Below are 19,400 nucleotides of genomic sequence, written 5' to 3' on the forward strand. Positions count from 1 at the left end.
GGCGCCGCCTGCTCCAGCCGTGGCGGCAGGGCCGGTACCGCATCCACCGTGCGCTCGCCCGAGCCGCTCCAGCGGTACCAGCCGGCATAGGCGCCGATGGCCAGCACGGCCCCCACCAGGATGATGGCGCCGGTCGGCACGCCGCGCTCCGGCACCGGCTCGGGGAAGACGAGATCCTTGCCGCGCGGCCCCTGCCCCGCCCCCTCGCGGAAGCGGCGCACCAGGTCCGGCGCGTCCAGCCCCATGGCCTGGGCGTAGCTGCGCACGAAGCCGATGCCATAGGCCGCGCCCGGCAGGTCGGCCACCCGGCCATCCTCCAGCGCCGCGATGTAGCGGCGGTTGATGCGCAGCCGCTCCGCCATCTCCTCCAGGCTGATGCCGAGGGAGAGCCGGGCTTCCCGCAATTCCTCGCCGACACGCAGGGCCTCGGCGGGGTTCTCGTTGGAGCGGTTCGAACGCTTCAGGTCATAGGGCACGTGAAAACACCTATCGCGCGGCGGCAGCCGCGACCAACCGTGACACGATGAAGCGGTCTCCCCACCCCGGCGAAGGGCCGCCGGGGATCATGCTCAGCCGCCGGCGCGGCGCGCCGCAAGGGCCGTCGCGGCCTGGTCCAGCAATTCGGCGATGATCTCGGCGGCGGGCTGCTCCCGCGTCACCAGGCCAACGCTCTGGCCGGCCATCAGGCTGCCATTCTCCACATCGCCATCCACCACGGCGCGGCGCAGGGCGCCCGCCCAGTAGTGCTCGATGTCGAGCTGCGCGGCCTCCTTGTCCAGCTCGCCCGCCTTGAAGCGGCGCACCACCTCGGCCTGGTGCTCCAGGAAGCGGCGGGTGCCCTCGTTCTGCAGGGCGCGGACGGGGATGACGGGGAAGTGCGGGTCGAGCTGCACGGTGGGCAGCGCGTCGCGCGCCGCGCCGCGCAGGAAGGCGCGCTTGAAGTTCGGGTGCGCCACGCACTCGGTGGCGCAGACGAAGCGGGTGCCGAGCTGCACGCCGGCCGCGCCCATCTCCAGATAGGAGAGGATGGCCTCGCCGCGGCCGATGCCGCCCGCCACGAACACGGGCACGTCGCGGATATGCGGCAGGATCTCCTGCGCCAGCACCGTCAGGCTGACCGGGCCGATATGCCCGCCGGCCTCGGAGCCCTCGATCACCAGCGCATCGGCGCCGGAGCGCACCAGCTTCTTGGCGAGCGCCAGAGCGGGGGCGAAGCAGATGACCTTGGCGCCGCCCTCCTTGGCCGCCTTGATGGCGGGGCCGGGCGGGATGCCGCCGGCGAAGACGATGTGGCCGACCTTCGCGTCCAGGCAGACCTGCACCAGCTCCATCAGCTTCGGGTGCATGGTGATCAGGTTGACGCCGAAGGGCTTCTGCGTGAGGGCCTGGGTGGCGGCGATCTCCTCGGCCAGCCGCTCCGGCATCATCGCGCCGCAGGCGATGACGCCGAAGGCGCCGGCATTGGAGAGGGCGGAGACCAGGTTCCGCTCGCTCACCCAGCTCATGGCGCCGCCCAGGATGGCGTGGCGCACGCCCAGGAAGGCGGCGCCACGCGCCATCAGCGCGTCGATCGCCGCCATCTCCGGCCGGGGGCTGCTCTCGGCGCGGGGGCTGTCCAGGGGCGCGTCCACGGGCATCAGCCCTCGGCGTCCAGGCCGTAGGCGGTGTGCAGGGCGCGCACCGCCAGCTCCGTGTACTCGGCGCCGACCAGCACCGAGGTCTTGATCTCCGAGGTGGAGATGACCTGGATGTTGATGCCCTTCTCGGCCAGCGACTTGAACATGGTGGCGGCCACGCCCGCATGGCTGCGCATGCCGATGCCGACGATGGAGATCTTGGCGACATCCGGGTCGGCCAGCATGGCCTCGAAGCCGATGGTGGGGCGCTGCTCCTCCAGCACGGCCTTGGCGCGCGGCAGGTCGGTCTTGCCTACGGTGAAGGTCATGTCCGTGGTGCCGTCGGCGCCCAGGTTCTGCACGATCATGTCGACGTTGACATTCGCGGCCGAGAGCGGGCCGAACACATGCGCGGCGATGCCCGGCTTGTCCGGCACCCGGCGCAGCGTGACCTTCGCCTCGTCCCGGGAATAGGCGACGCCCGTCACCAGCGGCTGTTCCACGATCTCATCCTCATCCACGACCATCGAGCCGGGCTTGTCCTCGAAGGAGGAGAGCACCTGCACCCGGACCCGCTGCTTCATCGCCAGCTCGACCGACCGCGTCTGCAGCACCTTGGCGCCGACCGAGGCCAGTTCCAGCATCTCTTCATAGGCCACCGCCGGCAGCTTGCGCGCCTTCGGCACGATGCGGGGGTCGGTGGTGTAGACCCCGTCCACATCGGTATAGATGTCGCAGCGGTCGGCCTTCACCGCGGCGGCGATCGCCACCGCCGAGAGGTCGGAGCCGCCACGGCCCAGCGTGGTCACGCGGTTGTCCGGGCCGATCCCCTGGAACCCCGCCACCACCGGCACCTGGCCCATCTTCATGCGCTCGATCAGCGCCGCGCCCTCGATCTCCTCGACCCGCGCCTTGCCGTGCGCGGCATCGGTGCGGACCGGCACCTGCCAGCCCTGCCAGGAGCGGGCATCAACGCCGATGGTCTGCAGCGCGATGGCCAGCAGCCCGATCGTCACCTGCTCGCCGGTGGCGACCACGGTGTCGTATTCCCGCGCATCATGCAGGGGGGAGAGGTCCTGGCACCACTTCACCAGCTGGTTGGTGACGCCGGACATGGCGGAGACCACCACCGCCACCTCGTTGCCGGCGTCGACTTCCCGTTTCACCCGGTTGGCGACGTTGCGGATACGGTCCAGATCGGCGACGGAGGTGCCGCCGAACTTCATCACGATACGTGCCATTATGGGCGTGCCATGCCGGTCCTGAAGGAACGGTCCGAGAGGGATTGTGCCACAGCCGCGGTTGCGGCCCGCGAGGGGGTGCGACAGATAACGGGCGGAGCGCGTGGCCGCAACCGGCATCACGCGCCCGCCAGCCCGGAGAGCGTGCCATGCCCCAGCCCACCCCCACCGCCCGTGCCGACGAGATCGCGAAGTTCGACGCCCTGGCCGCGCGCTGGTGGGACCCCTCGGGCCCGATGGCGCCGCTGCACCGGATGAACCCGCTGCGCACCGAGTGGATCGGCCGCCGCCTCGCCGCCGCCGAGGGGCGGCCGGGCGCCAACCTCGCCGGCCTCTCGGTGCTCGACATCGGCTGCGGCGCCGGGCTGGCGAGCGAGGCGCTGGCGCGCATGGGGGCGCAGGTCACCGGGCTGGACGCGGCCGCCGCCGCGCTGGAAGCCGCCCGCGCCCATGCGGCGGCGGAGGGCCTGTCCATCGACTACCGCGAGGGCATGCCGGAGGACCTGGCCGCCGAGGGGCGGCACTTCGACGCGGTGGTGGCGCTGGAGGTGATCGAGCACGTGGCGGACCGCCCCGCCTTCCTGGCGGCGCTGGCGGGGCTGGTGAAGCCCGGTGGCCTCGTCTTCCTCTCCACGCTGAACCGCACCCCCCGCTCCTTCCTGCTGGCCAAGGTGGGGGCGGAGTACATCCTGCGCCTGCTGCCGCGCGGCACGCATGACTGGAAGATGTTCGTCACGCCGGCCGAGCTGGGCGCCGAGGCGCGCCGCGCCGGGCTGCGGGTGACCGACATCGCCGGCATGTCCCCCGTCCAGGGCGGGCGCGACTGGCGCGAGAGCCGCGACGTCTCGGTGAACTACCTCGCCGCCCTGCGCCGCGACTGAGCCTGAGCAGGAACGGGGCGGCAGGCACCCCCTCCCCACCCGGCCCTGCTGCCTCAGGCCAGGGTGGTCTCCACCGCCACATTGCCGCGCAGCGCGTGGCTGTAGGGGCAGACCTTGTGGGCGCGCTCGATCAGGTCCTGCGCCACGGCCCGGTCCAGCCCCGGCAGGGAGACGCTGAGGGCGGCCGTGATGCCGAAGCCCTCGCCATCCTCCCGCTGGCCGATGCCTACCTCGGCGGTGACGGCCGCCTCAGCCGGGACCGCGATCTTGCGCTGGCCGGCGACGAACTTCATCGCCCCCAGGAAGCAGGCGGAATAGCCGGCGGCGAAGAGCTGCTCCGGGTTGGTGGCGCCGCAGGGGAGCGGCTGAGGCGTCGGCCGCGCCTCAGCCGTCGGCGCGCGGCACCCAGGGCAGGCGCGCCACGGCGATGCCCTCTTCCTGCAGGGCCTCCGCCTCGCCATCGCTGGTCTCGCCATAGATGCCGCGGTGCTCGCTCTCGCCGCGGTGCATCCGGCGCGCCTCTTCCGCGAAGTCGGCGCCGACATAGTCGCAATTCTTCTCGACCTCGGCGCGCATCCGCTGCAGCAGCGCCATCACCTGCGCCGGCATCGGGCCGGCGGCGGCCTGCGGAGCGCCGGAGGCCTGGGGCTGCGGGGGCGCCGGCGCATCGGACGCCGCCGGCTCGGCGGGGCGGGCCTTGGCGATGGCCGGCGCCATCAGCGCCCGGCTGACCTTGCTGCTGCCGCAGACGGGGCAGTCGATCATGCGCCCCTGGGACAGCTTCTCGAATGCCGCGCTGTCCTTGTACCAGCCATCGAAGCCGTGGTCCTGGTCGCAGCGGAGCTGGTAGTGGATCATACGGGTTCCGGTTGCCGTGGGGCCGGTTGTTCCGTGTCTGCCGGCCGCGTCATGCCGCCTGCAGCATGGCGTCCAGCTTGCCCGCGCGGTCGAGCGCGAACAGGTCGTCGCAGCCACCGATGGCTTCATCGTTGATGAAGATCTGCGGCACGGTGGTGCGCCCGCCGGAGCGGCGCACGGCATCGGCGCGCTCCGGGGAGCCGTTCGGCGCGTCGTATTCGGTGAAGCCGACCCCCTTGCGGCCAAGCAGCAGCTTGGCGCGCGAGCAATAGGGGCAGAATGCGGTGGTGTAGATTTCAACCTTGGCCATGCTGCAGAAATCGTCCCGGCGGGGGCGGCGGTCAAGAGCGTTGCGGGGCCGTCCCGGTGCTTATGTGTCCTCGTCCTGGCGGGGGTCGGGCACGCGGGCGGCGGCCAGCACCTCCACCTGCGCCGCCCCCGCCGCCAGCAGCACGGCGGCGCAGGCTGAAGCAGTGGCGCCGGAGGTGAGCACGTCGTCCACCAGCAGCAGCCGCCGCCCCGCCACCCGCGCGGCACCGCCGGAGGCCAGGCGGAAGGCGCCCTCCAGCTGGGCCGCGCGCGCGGCCGCGCCCTGCCCGGCCAGGGCGGCGGTGCGGCGCGTGCGGCGCAGCAGGTCCGGCGCCCAGGGCACGCCGCTGAGGCCGGAGAGGCGCCCCGCCAGCAGCCCGGCCTGGTTGTAGCCGCGCGAGAGCAGCCGGCGCCGGTGCAGCGGCACCGGCAGCAGCAGCTCGGCCTCGGCCAACAAGGCGCGGCCGGCGCGCGCCATCTGCCGCGCCAGCGGCAGGGCCAGCTCGGTGCGCCCGGCATATTTGAAGGGCAGCAGCAGGCGCTTCGCCCCGGCATTGTAGAGATAGGCAGCGCGGGCCCTCCGGTAGGGCGGTGGCTCGGCCGCGCAGCGCAGGCAAAGCAGGCCGCCGCCCAGCGCCGGCTCCCCCTGACCCGCATGCAGGAAGGGAATGCCGCAGCACTCGCAGAGCGGCGGGCCGATCAGCCGGATGTCATGGAAGCAGTCGCCGCAGAGCGTGCCTTCGGCGAGCACCGGGGTGGCGCAGGCCAGGCAGCGGGGCGGCAGCAGCATGTCCAGCACCGCGTGCCCCAGGTGGCGCATGCCATGCCGCAGACGGTCCAGGCCGGAAACATTGCTCACGATTTCGTGAAATTAGCGGAACGCGCCCCGGCTCCGCAAGGACGCTTGCGCACCGGCCGGTGGCGGCGCATCTCCCTGGCATGGCGGATGCGATGCAGGTTTTCGACCGGACCCTTGTGCGGCGGCGGCGCGACCGCGCGGCATCCCGCATGGCCGGGGTGGCACCCGTGCTGGAGGCCGCCGCCGAGCGGCTGCTGGACCGGCTGGACGACACCACCCGCCGGTTCGGCCACGCGCTGGAGATCGGCGGGCGCGGCGCCGTGGCGCCGGCGTTGCGGGCGCGCGGCGTAGGCCATGTGGTCTCGATGGACCTCTCGGCGCGCATGGCCGCCGGGGCGGGCGGCCTGCCCCTGGCGGCCGACGAGGAATGGCTGCCCTTCGCCCCGGGCAGCTTCGACCTGGTGGTGGCCAATCTCTCGCTGCACTGGGTGAACGACCTGCCGGGCGCCCTGCTGCAGATCCGCCGCGCCATGGCGCCGGATGGGCTGTTCCTGGCCAGCCTGCCCGCCCTCGGCACCTTGCAGCCGCTGCGCGAGGCGCTGGCGGCGGCCGAGACGGCGCTGCGCGACGGGCTCAGCCCGCGCATCTCCCCCTTCCCCGAGCTGCGGGACGGCGCCACGCTGCTGCAACGCGCCGGCTTCGCCCTGCCGGTGGCCGACCGCGAGACGCTGCCGCTGCGCTACCGCACCCCGCTCGCCCTGCTGCACGATCTGCGTGCCGCGGGCGAAGGCAACGCCGTGCTGGCGCGCGACCCGCGCATCCCGCCGCGCGCCCTGTTCCCGATGGCGCTGGCCGCGCTGCGGCCGGATGCCGAGGGCACGTTGCCGATGCCGCTGGAGATGCTGGTGCTGACCGGCTGGGCGCCGGGGCCGGACCAGCCGAAGCCGGCGCCGCGCGGCAGCGCCAATGCCCGGCTGGCCGATGCGTTGGGCACGGTGGAGCAGCCCGCCGGCGAGCGCCCCCCGCCGCGCCACTAGCGCCCCCGCTTCCCTGCCACGGCGGCACCTCTGCCCTGCGCGGCAGCCGCTTGCAACCAAAGGGCGTCTTGCGCATCTTGCGCGACATGGAACAATCCGGTGCCGAGGCGCGGCGCATCATCCTGCACGCGCCCGAAGATTTCGAAGGGATGCGCCGCGCGGGGCAGCTGGCCGCCGCGACGCTGGACATGATCACCGAGCATGTCCGCCCGGGGGTCACCACGGGCGCGCTGGACGCGCTCATCCTGGCGTTCATCGAGAAGAACGGCGGGACCTCGGCCACCATCGGCTACCGGGGCTACCAGCACGCCTCCTGCATCTCCATCAACCACGTCGTCTGCCACGGCATTCCGGGCACGAAGACGCTGGCCGATGGCGACATCCTGAACATCGACGTCACCGTCATCCTCGATGGCTGGTACGGCGACACCAGCCGCATGTATGCCGCAGGCCAGCCCAGCACCAAGGCGCGGCTGCTGATGGACGTGACGCATGAGAGCCTGCTGCGCGGCATCGCCGCGGTAAAGCCGGGCGCCCGTCTCGGCGACATCGGCCACGCCATCCAGAGCTATGTCGAGGGCCACCGCTTCAGCGTGGTGCGGGATTTCTGCGGGCACGGCATCGGCCGCCACTTCCACGCCGCGCCGAACGTGCTGCATTTCGGCCGCCCCGGCGAAGGGCCGCTGCTGAAGCCGGGCATGTTCTTCACCATCGAGCCGATGGTGAATGCCGGCCGCCACGACGTGAAGGTGCTGGACGATGGCTGGACCGCCGTGACGCGCGACCGCAGCCTTTCCGCCCAGTTCGAGCACATGGTGGGCGTGACCGAGACAGGGTGCGAGGTGTTCACCTTCTCCCCCGCCGGGCTGCACAAGCCCCCCTACCAGGCCTGAGTTCCCTGCCACCGCCGGCCCGGCGGTGGCATCCGGGCGCTGGACAAGCGCACCCTGCCCGGTTCAACCTCCGGTCGAGAACGGAGGTCCCATGCGCAAGACGCGCGGGCTGGGCGAGGCCGGCCCCGCCCTTCCCCTGCCGCCGGCCCTGCCGGACTCCCTGACCCCCGCGCCGCGCCCGCTGGCGATGAGCGCGGAAGGCCATCGCGCCCGGATGCGGGCGAAGCTGCTGGCGCACGGCCCCGATGCGCTGCTCGACCACGAGCTGGTCGAGATGCTGCTGTTCCTCGCCCTGCCGCGGCGCGACACCAAGCCGATCGCCCGTGCCCTGCTCTCCCGCTTCGGCAGCCTCGGCGCCGCGCTGAGCGCGCCGGTCGCCGAGCTGCGGCAGGTGGAGGGGCTGGGCGAGGCCGGCATGGCCGCGCTCAAGACCGCCCAGGCCGCCGCCCTGCGCCTGCTGCGCGCCGAGCTGCGGGACCAGCCGGTGCTGGACAATTGGGAGCGGCTGCTCGGCTACCTCAACGCCGCCCTGGCGCGGGAGCGGGTCGAGCAGTTCCGCGCGCTGTTCCTCGACAGCCGCAACCGCCTGCTGGCCGACGAGGCCCAGGCACGCGGCACGGTCAACCATACCCCCGTCTATCCGCGCGAGGTGATGCGGCGCGCCCTGGAGCTGCACGCCACGGCGCTGATCGTGGTGCACAACCACCCGAGCGGCGACCCCACCCCCAGCGAGGCCGACCGCGCCATGACCGCCGAGCTGCAGCGTGCCGCCGCCGCGCTCGGCCTCGCCCTGCACGACCATCTGGTGATCGGCAATGGCCGGCACTTCTCCTTCCGGCAGGCGGGGCTGCTCTGACAGGGCGGCACCGCCACCCTGCCGGGGCCCCGGCCTGCCTCAGCGCGCCACCGGCGGCGGCACCCCGGCGGCGGCCAGGGCCTCGGCCTGCCGCGCGGCCAGCGCCTGCTCGCTGTAGTCGGCGATCAGCTCGTTGAAGAGGCGGTGCCAGTTCAGCCGCGCCCCCAGCCGCAGGAAGGCGCTGCCCAGCCCGACCGCGCCGCGGTCCACCAGCACGAACTCCCGCGGCGGCTTCACGCCGCCGGTGCGCTTGAGGCCGGCATGCACCTCGGCCGCCACCTTGCGGCCGAAATCCGGGTCGTCCACCTCCTGGATCGGCCGCACCCGGTCGTCCAGCAGCGGCTCGTGCAGGAACTTCGCCCAGAGGCCGAGCACCGCCATCTTCTCGCGCGAGAGGTCGGTGAAGCCCCAGATGCGGTAGGCCTCCGCCGCCTTGTCGTCATCGCCGTCGCGGATCGCCTCGTAGAGCATGATCACGCCGGTGAGGAAGGTGGGCGGGAAGACGCGGATGGCGCCGAAATCGAGCAGGTTGATGCCCGCCTCGCTCTCCGCCGTGGGCTGGCGCACCTGGTAGTTGCCCAGATGTGGATCCCCGTGGATCACGCCATAGCGGTAGAAGGGCACGTACCAGGCGCGGAACAGGGCGCGGGCATAGGCGTCGCGCTCCTCCTGCGGAGGGTCCTCGGCCAGGCGGTCGAGGATCGGGCGGCCCTCTAGCCAGGTCATGGTGAGCAGCCGGCGGGTGCTGTACGCCTCCACCGGCACCGGGGTGCGGATGGTGGGCTCGTCGGCCAGCATGCGGTTGTAGAGCCGCATCTGCGCCGCCTCGCGGGCATAGTCCAGCTCCTCGCGCAGCCGGTCGCACAGCTCGATGTAGACATCGTCGTGCTGGATGGCGTCGTCCATCCGGGCGAACAGGCCCATGGCGATCTTCAGCTGCCGGAGGTCGGCCTCCACGACGCTGGCCATGTCGGGGTATTGCAGCTTGCAGGCCACCACCCGCCCATCCGGCAGGGTGGCGCGGTGCACCTGGCCGAGGCTGGCCGCGGCCGAGGCCTCCTGGCCGAAGCTGGCGAAGCGCGACTGCCAGGCCGGCCCCAGCTCGGAGGACATGCGGCGGCGGACGAAGGCCCAGCCCATCGGCGGCGCATTGGCCTGCAGCGCGGCCAGCTCCTTGGCGTATTCGGGCGGCAGGGCGTTGGGCACGGTGGTGAGGAACTGCGCCACCTTCATCAGCGGCCCCTTCAGCCCGCCGAGCAGGGCCTTGAGGTCGTTGGCGTGCACCGTCTTGTCGGTCTTGATGCCGAGATAGCGCTCCCCGGCCACGCGGGCGGCGATGCCGCCCACCGCGCCCGAGGTCCGCGCCATGCGGCGGATCTCGCCGAAGAGGGTGCTGCCCTCGCGGTCCTCAGCCATCCGTGTGCTCCAGTTCGTCGCGCATGCGGGCGCGCCCCAGTCGTTCATTGGCCATCGGTACGCTCCAGCTCGTCGATGAAGCCGGCGATGACGTTCAGCCCCATGTGCCAGAAGGCGGGGTCCGAGGCGTCGAGGCCGAAGGGGGCCAGCAGCTCCTTGTGCCGCAGCGTGCCGCCGGCGCGCAGCAGCTCCAGGTACTTCTCCTGGAAGCCGGGCACGCCGCCGTTCTGGAACACGCCGTAGAGCGCGTTCACCAGGCAGTCGCCGAAGGCGTAGGCATAGACGTAGAACGGCGTGTGGACGAAGTGCGGGATGTAGGACCAGTAGATCTCGTAGTCCGGCGTGAACTCGAAGGCCGGGCCAAGGCTCTCGGTCTGCACCTGCATCCACAGCGCGCCGATCTCCTCGCGGGAGAGCTCGCCCTTGCGGCGGGCGTCGTGCAGCAGCGTCTCGAAGCGGTAGAAGGCGATCTGCCGCACCACCGTGTTCAGCATGTCCTCCACCTTGCCGGCCAGCATGGCGCGGCGCCGCTTCGGGTCGGTCTCGGCATCCAGCAGGGCGCGGAAGGTCAGCATCTCGCCGAACACCGAGGCGGTCTCGGCCAGCGTCAGCGGCGTGCCGGACATCAGGTAGCCCTGCTCCGCCGCCAGGATCTGGTGCACGCCATGGCCCAGCTCATGCGCCAGCGTCATCACGTCGCGCGACTTGCCGTGGTAGTTCAGCAGCAGATAGGGGTGCGCGCTCGGCACGGTGGGGTGGGCGAAGGCGCCGGAGGCCTTGCCGGGGCGCAGCGCGGCGTCGATCCAGGGCTTGTCGAAGAAGCGGGCGCCGATGCGGCCCAGCTCCGGGCTGAAGCCGGAATAGGCCTTCAGCACCCGCTCCCGCGCCGCCTCCCACGGGATCTCGCTGTCATCCTCGTCCGGCAGGGGCGCGTTGCGGTCCCAGTGCTGCAGCTTCGGCAGGCCCAGCCACTTCGCCTTCATCGCGTAGTAGCGGTGCGACAGGCTGGGGAAGCTGGCGACGACGGCGCTGACCAGCGCGTCCACCACCTCGTCCTCGACCATGTTGGCGCGGTTGCGGCTGCTGCCGGGGCGCGGATACTGCCGCCAGCCGTCGATGATCTCCTTGTCCTTGGCCAGGGTGTTGGTGATCAGGGTGAACAGCCGCGCCTTCTCGCCGAAGGCGGCGGAGACGCCCTTCGCCGCGGCCTCGCGCACCTTGCGGTCGCCGTCGGAGAGCTTGTTGAGGGCGCCGGAGACGTTCAGCGTCTCCTCCCCCACCTTCACCTCCATGGCGGCGATGGTCTCGTCGAACAGGCGGTTCCAGGCGGCGCGGCCGGTCACCTCCTTCTCGTGCAGCAGGCGCTCCACCTCGTCCGAGAGCTGGTGCGGGCGGAACACGCGAAGGTCGCGCAGGAAGGGGCGGTAGCGGGCGAGCGCCTTCGAGCCGGAGAGCTTCTTCTCCAGCGCCGCCTCCTCCAGCTTGTTCAGCTCCAGCGTGAAGAACAGGGTGTGGCTGGAGATCGCCGTCACCCGCTCCTGCATGGTCTGGTAGAAGCGGCCATTGGCCGCGTCCTGCGCATCGCCGGCGAAGGTAAGCGAGGCGAAGGACATGACCCGCCCCAGCACCTCCTCGATCCGCTCATAGGTGGCGATGGCCTCGGCCAGCCTGTCGCCGGAGAGGGTGGCGAGCTTGCCGGAATGCGCCTCGGCGAAGGCGCGGGCCTCGCCGTCGGCGCGGGCGAGGTCGGATTCCAGGGCCGGGTCGGCGGGGCCGGCGTAGAGATCGGCCAGGTCCCAGGCGGGGAGCGCCCCGGAGCCATCATTCCCACCATTGCCCCCCTGTGGACGGCCGGCGGTGTCGCGATGCGGAGGGCGGAGGTTGGAAAGCTGCACGGGAGGCCTTGCGGTTGTGGGTTCGCTCTTCCCGATATAAGCCCATGGCGGGGCAGGCCAAGCGCCTCCCCCCCATGTATCGGCGCCGGGGAAGCCGGCGCCGGGCCCCGGGCCGGCGGCAAGACCGGCCGGGGTGCCGCCTCTGCCTGGCCGCGTCCGGCCGCCTTCCCCTGTTCAGAACAAGGAAAACGCCCCCCGCCATGCGCGCCGAGGACAATTGGAACAGCCTGCCCGCCCTGATGCTGGGCCTGGCCCGCTCCTGGCCCGACCGGCCGATGCTGCGCTTCTGGCGCGGGGGCGGCTGGCGCAGCCTGAGCTGGGCCGAATTCGCGCTTCAGGTGGCCGATGTGGCGGCGGGGCTGCGGGCGCGCGGCGTCTGCCCTGGCGACCGCGTGATGCTGGTGGCCGAGAACCGGCCGGAATTCCTGGTGGCCGATACCGCCATCATGGCGATCGGCGCCGTCTCGGTGCCGGCCTACACCACCAACACGGTGGCCGACCACGCGCATCTGCTGCGCGATTCCGGCGCCCGCTGCGCCATCGTCTCGACCACCCGGCTGGCCCAGGCGGTGGCCGAGGCGGCCGGCCTCGGCGGGCTGGACCTGCTGATCTCGATGGAGGACGGCGCCGGCACCGTCTCCTGGGCCGAGCTGACGGCGGTGCAGGGCGACCTGGCGATGCTGGTGGCCGAGGTGGAGCACATCCCCGCCGGGCGGCTGGCCTGCCTCATCTACACCTCGGGCACCGGCGGCCCGCCCAAGGGCGTGATGCTGCCGCACCGGGCGATGCTGGCCAACCGGCAGGGCATCGCCGGCTTCATCCGCCGTCTCGGCCTGCCGCGGGACGCCTGCTACCTCTCCTTCCTGCCGCTCTCCCATGCCTATGAGCATACGGTGAGCTACCTGCTCTGCTCCTTCGGCATGGAGATCGTCTTCAGCCGCGGCGCCGAGCGGCTGGCGGCGGAGCTGACCGACATCCGCCCGCAGGTCGTCACCGCCGTGCCGCGGCTGTTCGAGGTGCTGCGGGCGCGCATCCTGGCGCTGGTGGAGAAGCAGAAGCCCTGGCAGCGGCGCCTGTTCGAGCGCGCCCTGCGGCTCGGCCTGCGCCGGCTGGACGGCCCGCCGCTGGGCGCGCTGGAACGGCTGGAGGACGCGGTGCTGGAGCGGCTGGTGCGCCGGCGCATCCAGGCCCGCTTCGGCGGGCGGCTGGCGGCGCTGGTCTCGGGCGGGGCGCGGCTGGACCCGGAGCTGTCCGGCTTCTTCATGGCCATGGGCCTGCCGGTGCTGCAGGGCTACGGCCAGACCGAGGCCGGCCCGGTGATCAGCGTGAACGTGCCGTGGGAGAACAACCGGCACGCGGTGGGCCGCCCGCTGCCGGGGGTGACGCTGCGCATCGCCGAGGATGGCGAGGTGGTCATCCGCGGCCCGCTGGTGATGGATGGCTACTGGAACAACCCGGAGGCCACGGCCCAGGCCCTGCGCACCGAGGGCGGCGAGGTGTGGCTGCACACCGGGGATGTTGGCGAGATGGTCGGCCCGGCGCTGCGCATCACCGACCGCAAGCGGGATTTCATCAAGACGCTGGGCGGCGACATGGTCAGCCCCGCCCGCATCGAGAGCCTGCTGATGGCCGAGCCGGCGATCACCCAGGCGGTGGTGGCCGGCGAGGGCCGGCCCGGCATCGCCGCCCTGCTGGTGCCCGCCGAGGGCACGGCCGAGGCCGCGCTCGCCGAGGCGGTGCGGCGGGTGAACGGCAAATTGTCGGGGGTGGAGCGCATCCGGCACTTCGCCACCGTGGCGCCCTTCACGGTGGAGAATGGCCAGCTCACGCCGACCATGAAAATCAAGCGCCGAGTGGTGCTGAAGGACCACGCGGCGAAGCTCGATCAGCTCTACGGCTGACCCCCATGGCCGGGAAACCCGGCCATGGCCGCTGCCTCAGCCGATGGTTTCCATCACGAGGCGGCGGATCTCGGCCTGCGACAGGCCGGTGGAGGCGCTGCCCTGCACCACCATGGAGGTCTTGTGGGCCTCCGGCATGGTCTGCAGGCGCGGCTCGTTGATATGCGTATTCAAGGTAGTTCTATCCTTCTTGGGCGGCATAGCGAAGGCCGCCGTGGCTTGGTGTCATGTCGTGAAAACCGGCCAAGCCATAGGGCCTGCGGGGTTCCGCAGGCCAGAACGCCGCCAACCTCAAAGGGTTGCAGACCATTCCTGAAGTGCTTGGGCCGGGAAGAAACCGATATGGTCATGGATGACCAGTGAGGCGCTAATGGCCGTGCGGTTTCCGTCAGAGGCCTATCTAGAGATCCGCGCCGCCCGAAGCAAGCTCTTTCTGAAGCAAGCTCTTTCTCCGGCCCCCACCCTCCGGCGGCCTCAGCGTGGCGGCGGCAGCTCCTGCCCCGGCTCAGGCTCCGGCGCCGCCGCCTCGGCCAGGGCCTCCTGCGCGGCGGCCTCCTCGCGCTCCACCGCCGCTTCCTGCGCCACGGCCACCAGCTCGGTGCTGACCGGCTGCACGGGCATGACGAGGAAGTCCTCCTTCGCCTCCGGCGCGGCGCGCTGGCGCATGCGGTAGAGGCCCCACAGCGCGATCAGCAGCTGGGCGGACAGGATCAGCCAGCCGAGGCCCGGATTGCCCAGCGTGGTCATGGCCGTGCCGCCGATGATCGGGCCCAGCGCCGAGCCGGCGCCCCACAGGATCAGCAGCCCGCCCGAGGCGGCGGCGAACTCGCCCGGCGGCACGTGATCGTTCACATGCGCCAGGATCAGGCTGTAGCCGGGGATCACCATGGCGCCGAACAGCGCCACCAGGCTGTAGGCCATCCAGCGCGGCGGGTCCTCGGGCACCAGCAGCACCATCCACAGCAGCGCCGCCGTGGACAGGATGGACAGGCCGACGATCAGCCCGCGCCGGTCGATGCGGTCGGACAGCCAGCCCACCGGCCAGGTGGCGGCGAAGCCGCCCAGCGAGCCGCAGGCCATGAACACCGCCACCGCCGCCGCCTCCAGCCCCAGCCGCTGCGCGAAGAGCGGCCCGAGCGCGTAATAGGCGCCGGTGCTGATGCCGCTGAGGAAGGCCGCCACCACGCCGAAGGGCGACTGCCCGTAGAGACGGCCGAGATTCAGCTCGGCATCGCCATCCGGCTGCGCCGGCGCCTGGGCGCGGGAGAGCACCACCGGCACCAGGGCGAAGGAGATGATCATGGAGATGACGCAGAACAGCGCGAAGCCGCGCGGCGAACCCATGGTCAGCAGCATCTGCCCCGCCACGCCGGCAATCATGCCGGTCATGCCGTAGACGCTGAGGATCTGCCCGCGCACGGAGGCGTTGGCGGCGCCGTTCAGCCAGCTTTCCACCACGATGAACAGGCCGGCGAAGCAGAAGCCGGTGAGCGCCCGCGTCACCGGCCAGACCCAGGGGTCCATCGCCAGCAGGTGCAGCAGCGGCGCCATGGAGGCGATGGCGGCCAGCGCCGCGAAGGCCCGCGTGTGCCCCACCATCCGCACCAGCCGTCCGCCGCGCAGCGAGCCCAGCATCAGCCCGACATAGAAGCCGGAGCCGACCAGGCCGATCTCGGTGGCGGTGAAGCCCTCCAGCCCGCCGCGCACGGCCAGCAGGGAGGATTGCAGCGTGTTGCCCATCTGCAGCAGCGCGTAGCCGAACAGCAGGGCAAAGACGGTGGCCAGGGTGCTGGCGAGGGAGGATGGCACGGCAAGGCTCCGCGGCGTGCAAGGGGCCGGGAGGCCCCGTGGGAGGGCGGCCCGCTACGATTCCGCCAGCATGGCGGCGCGCGGCGCGCCGGCCCCCAAGGGGCGGCGCGGGGTGGCGGCCGCGCCCCGCGCCGCCCTTGCGGGCTGGCGCGGGGCGCGGGCGCATCACATGCCGAGGGCGCGGCGGTAAAGGTCGAGCAGGGTCTCCTGCTCCTCCACCTCGGCCGGCTCCTGCTTGCGGATGCGCAGGATCTGCTTGATCACCTTCACCTCGAAACCGGCCGACTTGGCCTCGGCGAAGATGTCCTTGATGTCGTCGGCGAGGGCCTTGCGCTCCTCCTCCAGCCGCTCCACCCGCTCGATGATCGAGCGCAGGCGGTCGGCGGCGATGCCGCCCACTTCCGCCTCGGGATCGGCCTCCTGGCGCTCGCGGCTGGCCTGGGCCTCCTGCGCGTCGAAATCGCTCATCATCGTCTCCAGAAACGGACCAGACCCGGCGCCGGAAGGCGGCGCCGGAGGGGCGCGGGTATAGCGGCGCCGGCCAGGGCGGGCAAATGGATCGGGCCTGCGCCCCTCCCCCCTCGCCCGCTTCCCGGCACCCCGGCTCAGTGCCCCGGATTGCTGGCGGCGAACTTCGCCTTCTGCTCGGCCGAGGCCTCCTTCTGGTGCTTCGCCTGCCACTCCTTGTAGGGCATGCCGTAGATGGCCTCGCGCGCCTCCGGGTCCGGCAGGGCGATGCCGCGCGCCTCGGCGGCCTCGCGGTACCAGCGGCTGAGGCAGTTCCGGCAGAAGCCGGAGAGGTTCATCAGGTCGATGTTCTGCACATCCGTCCGCTCCCGCAGGTGCTCGACGAGGCGGCGGAAGGCGGCGGCCTCCAGCTCGGTGCGGGTGGCGGGGTCGATCTCGGTGGTCATGGCATGGGCCTCCTTGCTCAGCGCCCAAGGTGGGGCCGGCACCACCCTCCTGCCAAGGCACCCCCCTGACGCGAGGCACCCCGTGCCCCATATCGGGGAGGACTGCCCTGCCCCGCGCGGGGTCCTTCTCCATCCCCGCAACCCGCCTGGGGAGGCATATCCATGATCCGCTACTCCGTCCTCGACCTCGCGCCCATCAAGCAGGGCGAGGAAGCCAGCCACGCCTTCCACAACGCCCGGGACCTGGCGCAGCACGCCGAGCGCCTGGGCTACCACCGCTTCTGGCTGGCCGAGCACCACAACATGCCGGGCATCGCCAGCGCCGCCACGGCGGTGGTGATCAGCCATGTGGCGGCCGGCACCTCCACCATCCGCGTGGGCTCGGGCGGGGTGATGCTGCCCAACCACGCGCCGCTGGTCATCGCCGAGCAGTTCGGCACGCTGAACGCCCTGTTCCCCGGCCGCATCGACCTCGGCCTCGGCCGCGCGCCGGGCACCGACATGCGGACCGCCCGCGCGCTCCGGCGCAACCTCTCCGGCGACGTGGACAGCTTCCCGCAGGATGTGGTGGAGCTGCGCGCCTGGTTCGCGCCGGTGCAGCCCGGCCAGCCGGTGCAGGCGGTGCCGGGCGGCGGCATGGAGGTGCCGCTCTGGCTGCTGGGCTCCAGCCTCTACAGCGCGCAACTGGCGGCGGCGCTGGGGCTGCCCTTCGCCTTCGCCTCGCATTTCGCGCCACAGGCGATGATGCAGGCGTTGGAAATCTATCGCGAGGGCTTCCGCCCCTCCGCCCAGCTCGACCGCCCCTACAGCATGGCGGCGATGAACATCTTCGCCGCCGACACGGACGCGGAGGGCGAACGCCTGTTCACCTCCCTGCAGCAGCAGTTCCTGAACCTGCGGCGCGGCACGCCGGGCAAGCTGCCGCCGCCGGCCGAGGATGTGGCGGCGCTGCAGCACGAGGCCCGCTATGCCGGCGTCGGCCAGAGCCTCTCCTGCTCGGCGGTGGGGTCGCCCGAGACGGTGCGGCGCCAGATCGGGGAATTCGTGGAGAAGACGGGCGTGGACGAGCTGATGCTGACCGGGCAGATCTACGATCACACGGCCCGGCTTCGTTCCTTCAGCATCGCCGCCGAGATCTGCCGCGAACTGGTGCGGCAGCCCGAAGCGGCGCACTGAACCGTCAGGCGCCGGTCCTTCCCGCCCCTGCGGCCTTCCGGGAGGAAGGCCTCAGGGGTTCTGCTCCGTGTGATCGACATCCTCGCCCGCATCCCGCCCATAGGCGCGGAGCGGGGCACCAGGGGGGTGGAGGACGGGATCGCCGCCTTCGGCACGCTCGAGGTGCGATTTCAGGCTCTGCAGGGCCGCCTCCATGCCATGCGCCAGGGCCTCCTGGGGCGTCTCCCGCTCTGTGGGGTCGTTGGGCTGGGCGGTGTCGGTGCCGAGCGTCAGGAAAAGGCGGGCCACCTTTCCCTCACCCTCCACCCGCCACTCGCCGCTCGGAGAGAACGGCCAGCGCACCGTGAGCGCGGCCTTGTCCGCCGAGAGCTTGCCCTCCGGCGGGCCGGTCTCCTCGCGCCGGAGATGGGGCAGCCATTCCCGCCAGTGGCGGATGTCCGCCACATAGGCGAAGACCTCGGCGGCGGGACGGCTGATGGTGATGCTCTGTTGCATGATGCCATCAACGCGCCGCCGCGATGCCGGTTGCTGGCGGGGCGTCGCCGCCCCGCTGGCGTTCAGGCGTTCAGGCGTTGCCGGAGAGGTAGTCCATGGCGGCCTTCACGCCGCCTTCCTTGTGCGGCACGCCGGCGATGCGCAGCCCCATCTCGACGCCCGAAAGCGTGCCCATCAGCGCCAGGTCGTTGAAGTCGCCCAGATGGCCGATGCGGAACACCCGGTCGTTCAGCCGCCCGAGGCCATTGCCGAGCGACATGTTGAACTTCTCCAGGATGGCGGCGCGCAGCGCGTTGGCCGAGTGGCCCTCCGGCAGCCGCACGGCGGTCAGCACGGAGGAATAGTGGCGCGGGTCCTCGCACTGCACCTCCAGCCCCCAGGCGCGCACGGCGCGGCGGGTGGCCTCGGCGTGGCGGTCGTGGCGGGCGAAGACGTTCTCCAGCCCCTCGGCCAGCAGCAGGTCCAGCGCCGTGTCCAGCGCGTAGAGCATGTTGGTGGCGGGGGTGTAGGGGAAGTAGCCGGTGGCGTTGGAGGCGATCATCGGCTTCCAGTCCCAGAAGCTGCGCGGCAGCTTCGCACCCTCGCTGGCCTTCAGTGCCTTTTCCGAGACAGCGTTGAAGGACAGGCCGGGCGGCAGCATCAGTCCCTTCTGGCTGCCCGAGACGGTGACATCGACGCCCCATTCGTCATGCCGGTAGTCCATCGAGCCGAGCGAGGAGATGGTGTCCACCAGCAGCAGCGCCGGGTGGCCGGTGGCATCCATCGCCGCCCGCACCTCGGCGATGCGCGAGGTGCAGCCCGTGCTGGTCTCGTTGTGCACGACGCAGACGGCCTTGATGGCGTGCGCCGTGTCGGCGCGCAGCCGGGCCTCGATGCCGGGCACGTCGGCGGCGCGGCGCCAGTCGGTCTGGATCAGCTCGGGCTTCAGCCCCAGCCGCTCAGCCATCTCGCGCCAGAGGAAGGCGAACTGCCCCGTCTCGCACATCAGCACCGTGTCGCCGGGCGAGAGGATGTTGACCAGCGCCGCCTCCCACGCGCCGGTGCCGGAGGCGGGATAGATGATCACCGGCTGCTCGGTCTTGAAGACCTGCTTCACCTTCTCCAGCAGCTGCTTGCCGAACAGGCCGAAATCCGGGCCGCGATGGTCCATGGTCGGGTTGTCCATGGCGCGCAGCACGCGGTCCGGCACGTTGGAAGGCCCCGGGATCTGCAGGAAATGCCGGCCGGCGGTGGGCTTGGACTGGAAATAGGCCATGGATCGCTTCCTTCCCTGGACGGGCTGATGGCCCGATCTCTTACGGGCG

General features: G+C 71.9%; 21 protein-coding genes. 6 read left to right on the plus strand and 15 right to left on the minus strand.

The genetic code is table 11. The features are described 5' to 3' along the window. The 3 genes from ACZJYS_RS05350 to ACZJYS_RS05360 form a co-directional block, all read right to left on the minus strand. Positions 1-476, minus strand: a 476-nt coding sequence (locus tag ACZJYS_RS05350) for a helix-turn-helix domain-containing protein (protein ID WP_493176313.1), incomplete at its 3' end; no start/stop codon positions are given. A gap of 93 nt (positions 477-569) precedes the next feature. Then, positions 570-1,580, minus strand: a complete 1,011-nt coding sequence (locus ACZJYS_RS05355; RefSeq protein ID WP_109518582.1) for an NAD(P)H-dependent flavin oxidoreductase — start codon at positions 1,578-1,580, stop codon at positions 570-572. Positions 1,581-1,636: 56 nt separating this feature from the next. Next, positions 1,637-2,857, minus strand: a complete 1,221-nt coding sequence (locus tag ACZJYS_RS05360; protein WP_109518565.1) for an aspartate kinase — start codon at positions 2,855-2,857, stop codon at positions 1,637-1,639. Between the two features lie 149 nt (positions 2,858-3,006). Here ACZJYS_RS05360 and ubiG point away from each other — a divergent pair, with 149 nt between their 5' ends. Continuing rightward, a complete protein-coding gene (ubiG, locus tag ACZJYS_RS05365; protein WP_109518564.1) occupies positions 3,007-3,738 on the plus strand; it encodes a bifunctional 2-polyprenyl-6-hydroxyphenol methylase/3-demethylubiquinol 3-O-methyltransferase UbiG in 732 nt (243 codons plus the stop codon). A gap of 53 nt (positions 3,739-3,791) precedes the next feature. On the opposite strand, the gene ACZJYS_RS05370 is transcribed toward ubiG, so the two are convergent. Genes ACZJYS_RS05370 through ACZJYS_RS05385 form a run of 4 tightly spaced genes read right to left on the minus strand, consistent with a single transcriptional unit; the run spans position 3,792 to position 5,764 of the window. Then, complete coding sequence (locus ACZJYS_RS05370; RefSeq protein WP_493176317.1) at positions 3,792-4,214, minus strand: organic hydroperoxide resistance protein; 423 nt, start codon at positions 4,212-4,214, stop codon at positions 3,792-3,794. Next, the gene (locus ACZJYS_RS05375) at positions 4,123-4,596 is read right to left on the minus strand and encodes a DUF1178 family protein (RefSeq protein WP_109518562.1); all 474 of its coding nucleotides are present in this window, start codon (positions 4,594-4,596) and stop codon (positions 4,123-4,125) included. The genes ACZJYS_RS05370 and ACZJYS_RS05375 overlap by 92 nt, the downstream gene beginning before the upstream one ends. Before the next feature lie 49 nt (positions 4,597-4,645). Further along, positions 4,646-4,906, minus strand: coding sequence for a glutaredoxin 3 (grxC, locus tag ACZJYS_RS05380; protein ID WP_109518561.1), 261 nt, complete (start codon positions 4,904-4,906; stop codon positions 4,646-4,648). Between the two features lie 60 nt (positions 4,907-4,966). Continuing rightward, positions 4,967-5,764: a double zinc ribbon domain-containing protein gene (locus tag ACZJYS_RS05385; protein ID WP_493176320.1), complete on the minus strand. Its 798-nt coding sequence runs from the start codon at positions 5,762-5,764 to the stop codon at positions 4,967-4,969. 80 nt (positions 5,765-5,844) lie between these two features. Between ACZJYS_RS05385 and ACZJYS_RS05390 the strand changes: the two genes are divergently transcribed. From ACZJYS_RS05390 to radC, 3 genes are all read left to right on the plus strand, one after another. After that, on the plus strand, positions 5,845-6,741 hold the full coding sequence (locus ACZJYS_RS05390) for a methyltransferase domain-containing protein (protein WP_493176323.1): 897 nt from the start codon (positions 5,845-5,847) through the stop codon (positions 6,739-6,741). An 86-nt stretch (positions 6,742-6,827) separates the two neighbouring features. Beyond that, complete coding sequence (gene map, locus ACZJYS_RS05395) at positions 6,828-7,634, plus strand: type I methionyl aminopeptidase (RefSeq protein ID WP_493176325.1); 807 nt, start codon at positions 6,828-6,830, stop codon at positions 7,632-7,634. A gap of 91 nt (positions 7,635-7,725) precedes the next feature. Further along, complete coding sequence (gene radC / locus ACZJYS_RS05400; protein ID WP_493176327.1) at positions 7,726-8,490, plus strand: RadC family protein; 765 nt, start codon at positions 7,726-7,728, stop codon at positions 8,488-8,490. Between the two features lie 39 nt (positions 8,491-8,529). Here the strand turns inward: radC and ACZJYS_RS05405 are convergent, their stop codons facing one another. Both ACZJYS_RS05405 and ACZJYS_RS05410 read right to left on the minus strand, forming a co-directional pair. Further along, the gene (locus tag ACZJYS_RS05405; protein ID WP_379648495.1) at positions 8,530-9,906 is read right to left on the minus strand and encodes an ABC1 kinase family protein; all 1,377 of its coding nucleotides are present in this window, start codon (positions 9,904-9,906) and stop codon (positions 8,530-8,532) included. A gap of 44 nt (positions 9,907-9,950) precedes the next feature. Continuing rightward, on the minus strand, positions 9,951-11,801 hold the full coding sequence (locus tag ACZJYS_RS05410; protein WP_493176331.1) for a M3 family oligoendopeptidase: 1,851 nt from the start codon (positions 11,799-11,801) through the stop codon (positions 9,951-9,953). Positions 11,802-12,001: 200 nt separating this feature from the next. On the opposite strand from ACZJYS_RS05410, the gene ACZJYS_RS05415 reads away from it, so the two are divergent. Beyond that, positions 12,002-13,702 carry an AMP-dependent synthetase/ligase gene (locus tag ACZJYS_RS05415; RefSeq protein ID WP_109518556.1) on the plus strand — a complete coding sequence of 567 codons (1,701 nt, stop codon included), beginning with the start codon at positions 12,002-12,004 and terminating at the stop codon, positions 13,700-13,702. Positions 13,703-13,738: 36 nt separating this feature from the next. On the opposite strand, the gene ACZJYS_RS05420 is transcribed toward ACZJYS_RS05415, so the two are convergent. From ACZJYS_RS05420 to ACZJYS_RS05435, 4 genes are all read right to left on the minus strand, one after another. Next, the gene (locus ACZJYS_RS05420; RefSeq protein WP_181378244.1) at positions 13,739-13,876 is read right to left on the minus strand and encodes a hypothetical protein; all 138 of its coding nucleotides are present in this window, start codon (positions 13,874-13,876) and stop codon (positions 13,739-13,741) included. Positions 13,877-14,176: 300 nt separating this feature from the next. Further along, a complete protein-coding gene (locus tag ACZJYS_RS05425) occupies positions 14,177-15,511 on the minus strand; it encodes an MFS transporter (RefSeq protein ID WP_379648501.1) in 1,335 nt (444 codons plus the stop codon). Positions 15,512-15,676: 165 nt separating this feature from the next. Beyond that, positions 15,677-15,979, minus strand: a complete 303-nt coding sequence (locus tag ACZJYS_RS05430; RefSeq protein ID WP_109518555.1) for a DUF2312 domain-containing protein — start codon at positions 15,977-15,979, stop codon at positions 15,677-15,679. Positions 15,980-16,116: 137 nt separating this feature from the next. Continuing rightward, the gene (locus tag ACZJYS_RS05435; RefSeq protein ID WP_109518554.1) at positions 16,117-16,425 is read right to left on the minus strand and encodes a DUF1244 domain-containing protein; all 309 of its coding nucleotides are present in this window, start codon (positions 16,423-16,425) and stop codon (positions 16,117-16,119) included. Between the two features lie 162 nt (positions 16,426-16,587). On the opposite strand from ACZJYS_RS05435, the gene ACZJYS_RS05440 reads away from it, so the two are divergent. Beyond that, positions 16,588-17,601 carry an LLM class flavin-dependent oxidoreductase gene (locus tag ACZJYS_RS05440; RefSeq protein WP_493176336.1) on the plus strand — a complete coding sequence of 338 codons (1,014 nt, stop codon included), beginning with the start codon at positions 16,588-16,590 and terminating at the stop codon, positions 17,599-17,601. 51 nt (positions 17,602-17,652) lie between these two features. Here the strand turns inward: ACZJYS_RS05440 and ACZJYS_RS05445 are convergent, their stop codons facing one another. Both ACZJYS_RS05445 and ACZJYS_RS05450 read right to left on the minus strand, forming a co-directional pair. Continuing rightward, positions 17,653-18,096, minus strand: a complete 444-nt coding sequence (locus ACZJYS_RS05445) for an SRPBCC family protein (RefSeq protein WP_493176338.1) — start codon at positions 18,094-18,096, stop codon at positions 17,653-17,655. 70 nt (positions 18,097-18,166) lie between these two features. After that, positions 18,167-19,351 (minus strand): pyridoxal-phosphate-dependent aminotransferase family protein, encoded by a 1,185-nt coding sequence (locus ACZJYS_RS05450; RefSeq protein ID WP_493176340.1) that lies wholly within the window; start codon positions 19,349-19,351, stop codon positions 18,167-18,169. Between the last annotated feature and the right edge of the window lie 49 nt (positions 19,352-19,400).

It is taken from the genome of Roseomonas sp. TS2, from assembly GCF_058833935.1.

Bases quoted from the DNA above. Each gene is read 5' to 3' on its own strand.
- ACZJYS_RS05355 (WP_109518582.1), bottom strand. From the start codon at position 1,580: ATGGCGGCGATCGACGCGCTGATGGCGCGTGGCGCCGCCTTCCTGGGC.
- ACZJYS_RS05360 (WP_109518565.1), bottom strand. From the start codon at position 2,857: ATGGCACGTATCGTGATGAAGTTCGGCGGCACCTCCGTCGCCGATCTG.
- ubiG (WP_109518564.1), top strand. From the start codon at position 3,007: ATGCCCCAGCCCACCCCCACCGCCCGTGCCGACGAGATCGCGAAGTTC.
- ACZJYS_RS05370 (WP_493176317.1), bottom strand. From the start codon at position 4,214: ATGGCGAGACCAGCGATGGCGAGGCGGAGGCCCTGCAGGAAGAGGGCA.
- ACZJYS_RS05375 (WP_109518562.1), bottom strand. From the start codon at position 4,596: ATGATCCACTACCAGCTCCGCTGCGACCAGGACCACGGCTTCGATGGC.
- grxC (WP_109518561.1), bottom strand. From the start codon at position 4,906: ATGGCCAAGGTTGAAATCTACACCACCGCATTCTGCCCCTATTGCTCG.
- ACZJYS_RS05390 (WP_493176323.1), top strand. From the start codon at position 5,845: ATGGCGGATGCGATGCAGGTTTTCGACCGGACCCTTGTGCGGCGGCGG.
- map (WP_493176325.1), top strand. From the start codon at position 6,828: ATGGAACAATCCGGTGCCGAGGCGCGGCGCATCATCCTGCACGCGCCC.
- radC (WP_493176327.1), top strand. From the start codon at position 7,726: ATGCGCAAGACGCGCGGGCTGGGCGAGGCCGGCCCCGCCCTTCCCCTG.
- ACZJYS_RS05405 (WP_379648495.1), bottom strand. From the start codon at position 9,906: ATGGCTGAGGACCGCGAGGGCAGCACCCTCTTCGGCGAGATCCGCCGC.
- ACZJYS_RS05415 (WP_109518556.1), top strand. From the start codon at position 12,002: ATGCGCGCCGAGGACAATTGGAACAGCCTGCCCGCCCTGATGCTGGGC.
- ACZJYS_RS05430 (WP_109518555.1), bottom strand. From the start codon at position 15,979: ATGAGCGATTTCGACGCGCAGGAGGCCCAGGCCAGCCGCGAGCGCCAG.
- ACZJYS_RS05435 (WP_109518554.1), bottom strand. From the start codon at position 16,425: ATGACCACCGAGATCGACCCCGCCACCCGCACCGAGCTGGAGGCCGCC.
- ACZJYS_RS05440 (WP_493176336.1), top strand. From the start codon at position 16,588: ATGATCCGCTACTCCGTCCTCGACCTCGCGCCCATCAAGCAGGGCGAG.
- ACZJYS_RS05445 (WP_493176338.1), bottom strand. From the start codon at position 18,096: ATGCAACAGAGCATCACCATCAGCCGTCCCGCCGCCGAGGTCTTCGCC.
- ACZJYS_RS05450 (WP_493176340.1), bottom strand. From the start codon at position 19,351: ATGGCCTATTTCCAGTCCAAGCCCACCGCCGGCCGGCATTTCCTGCAG.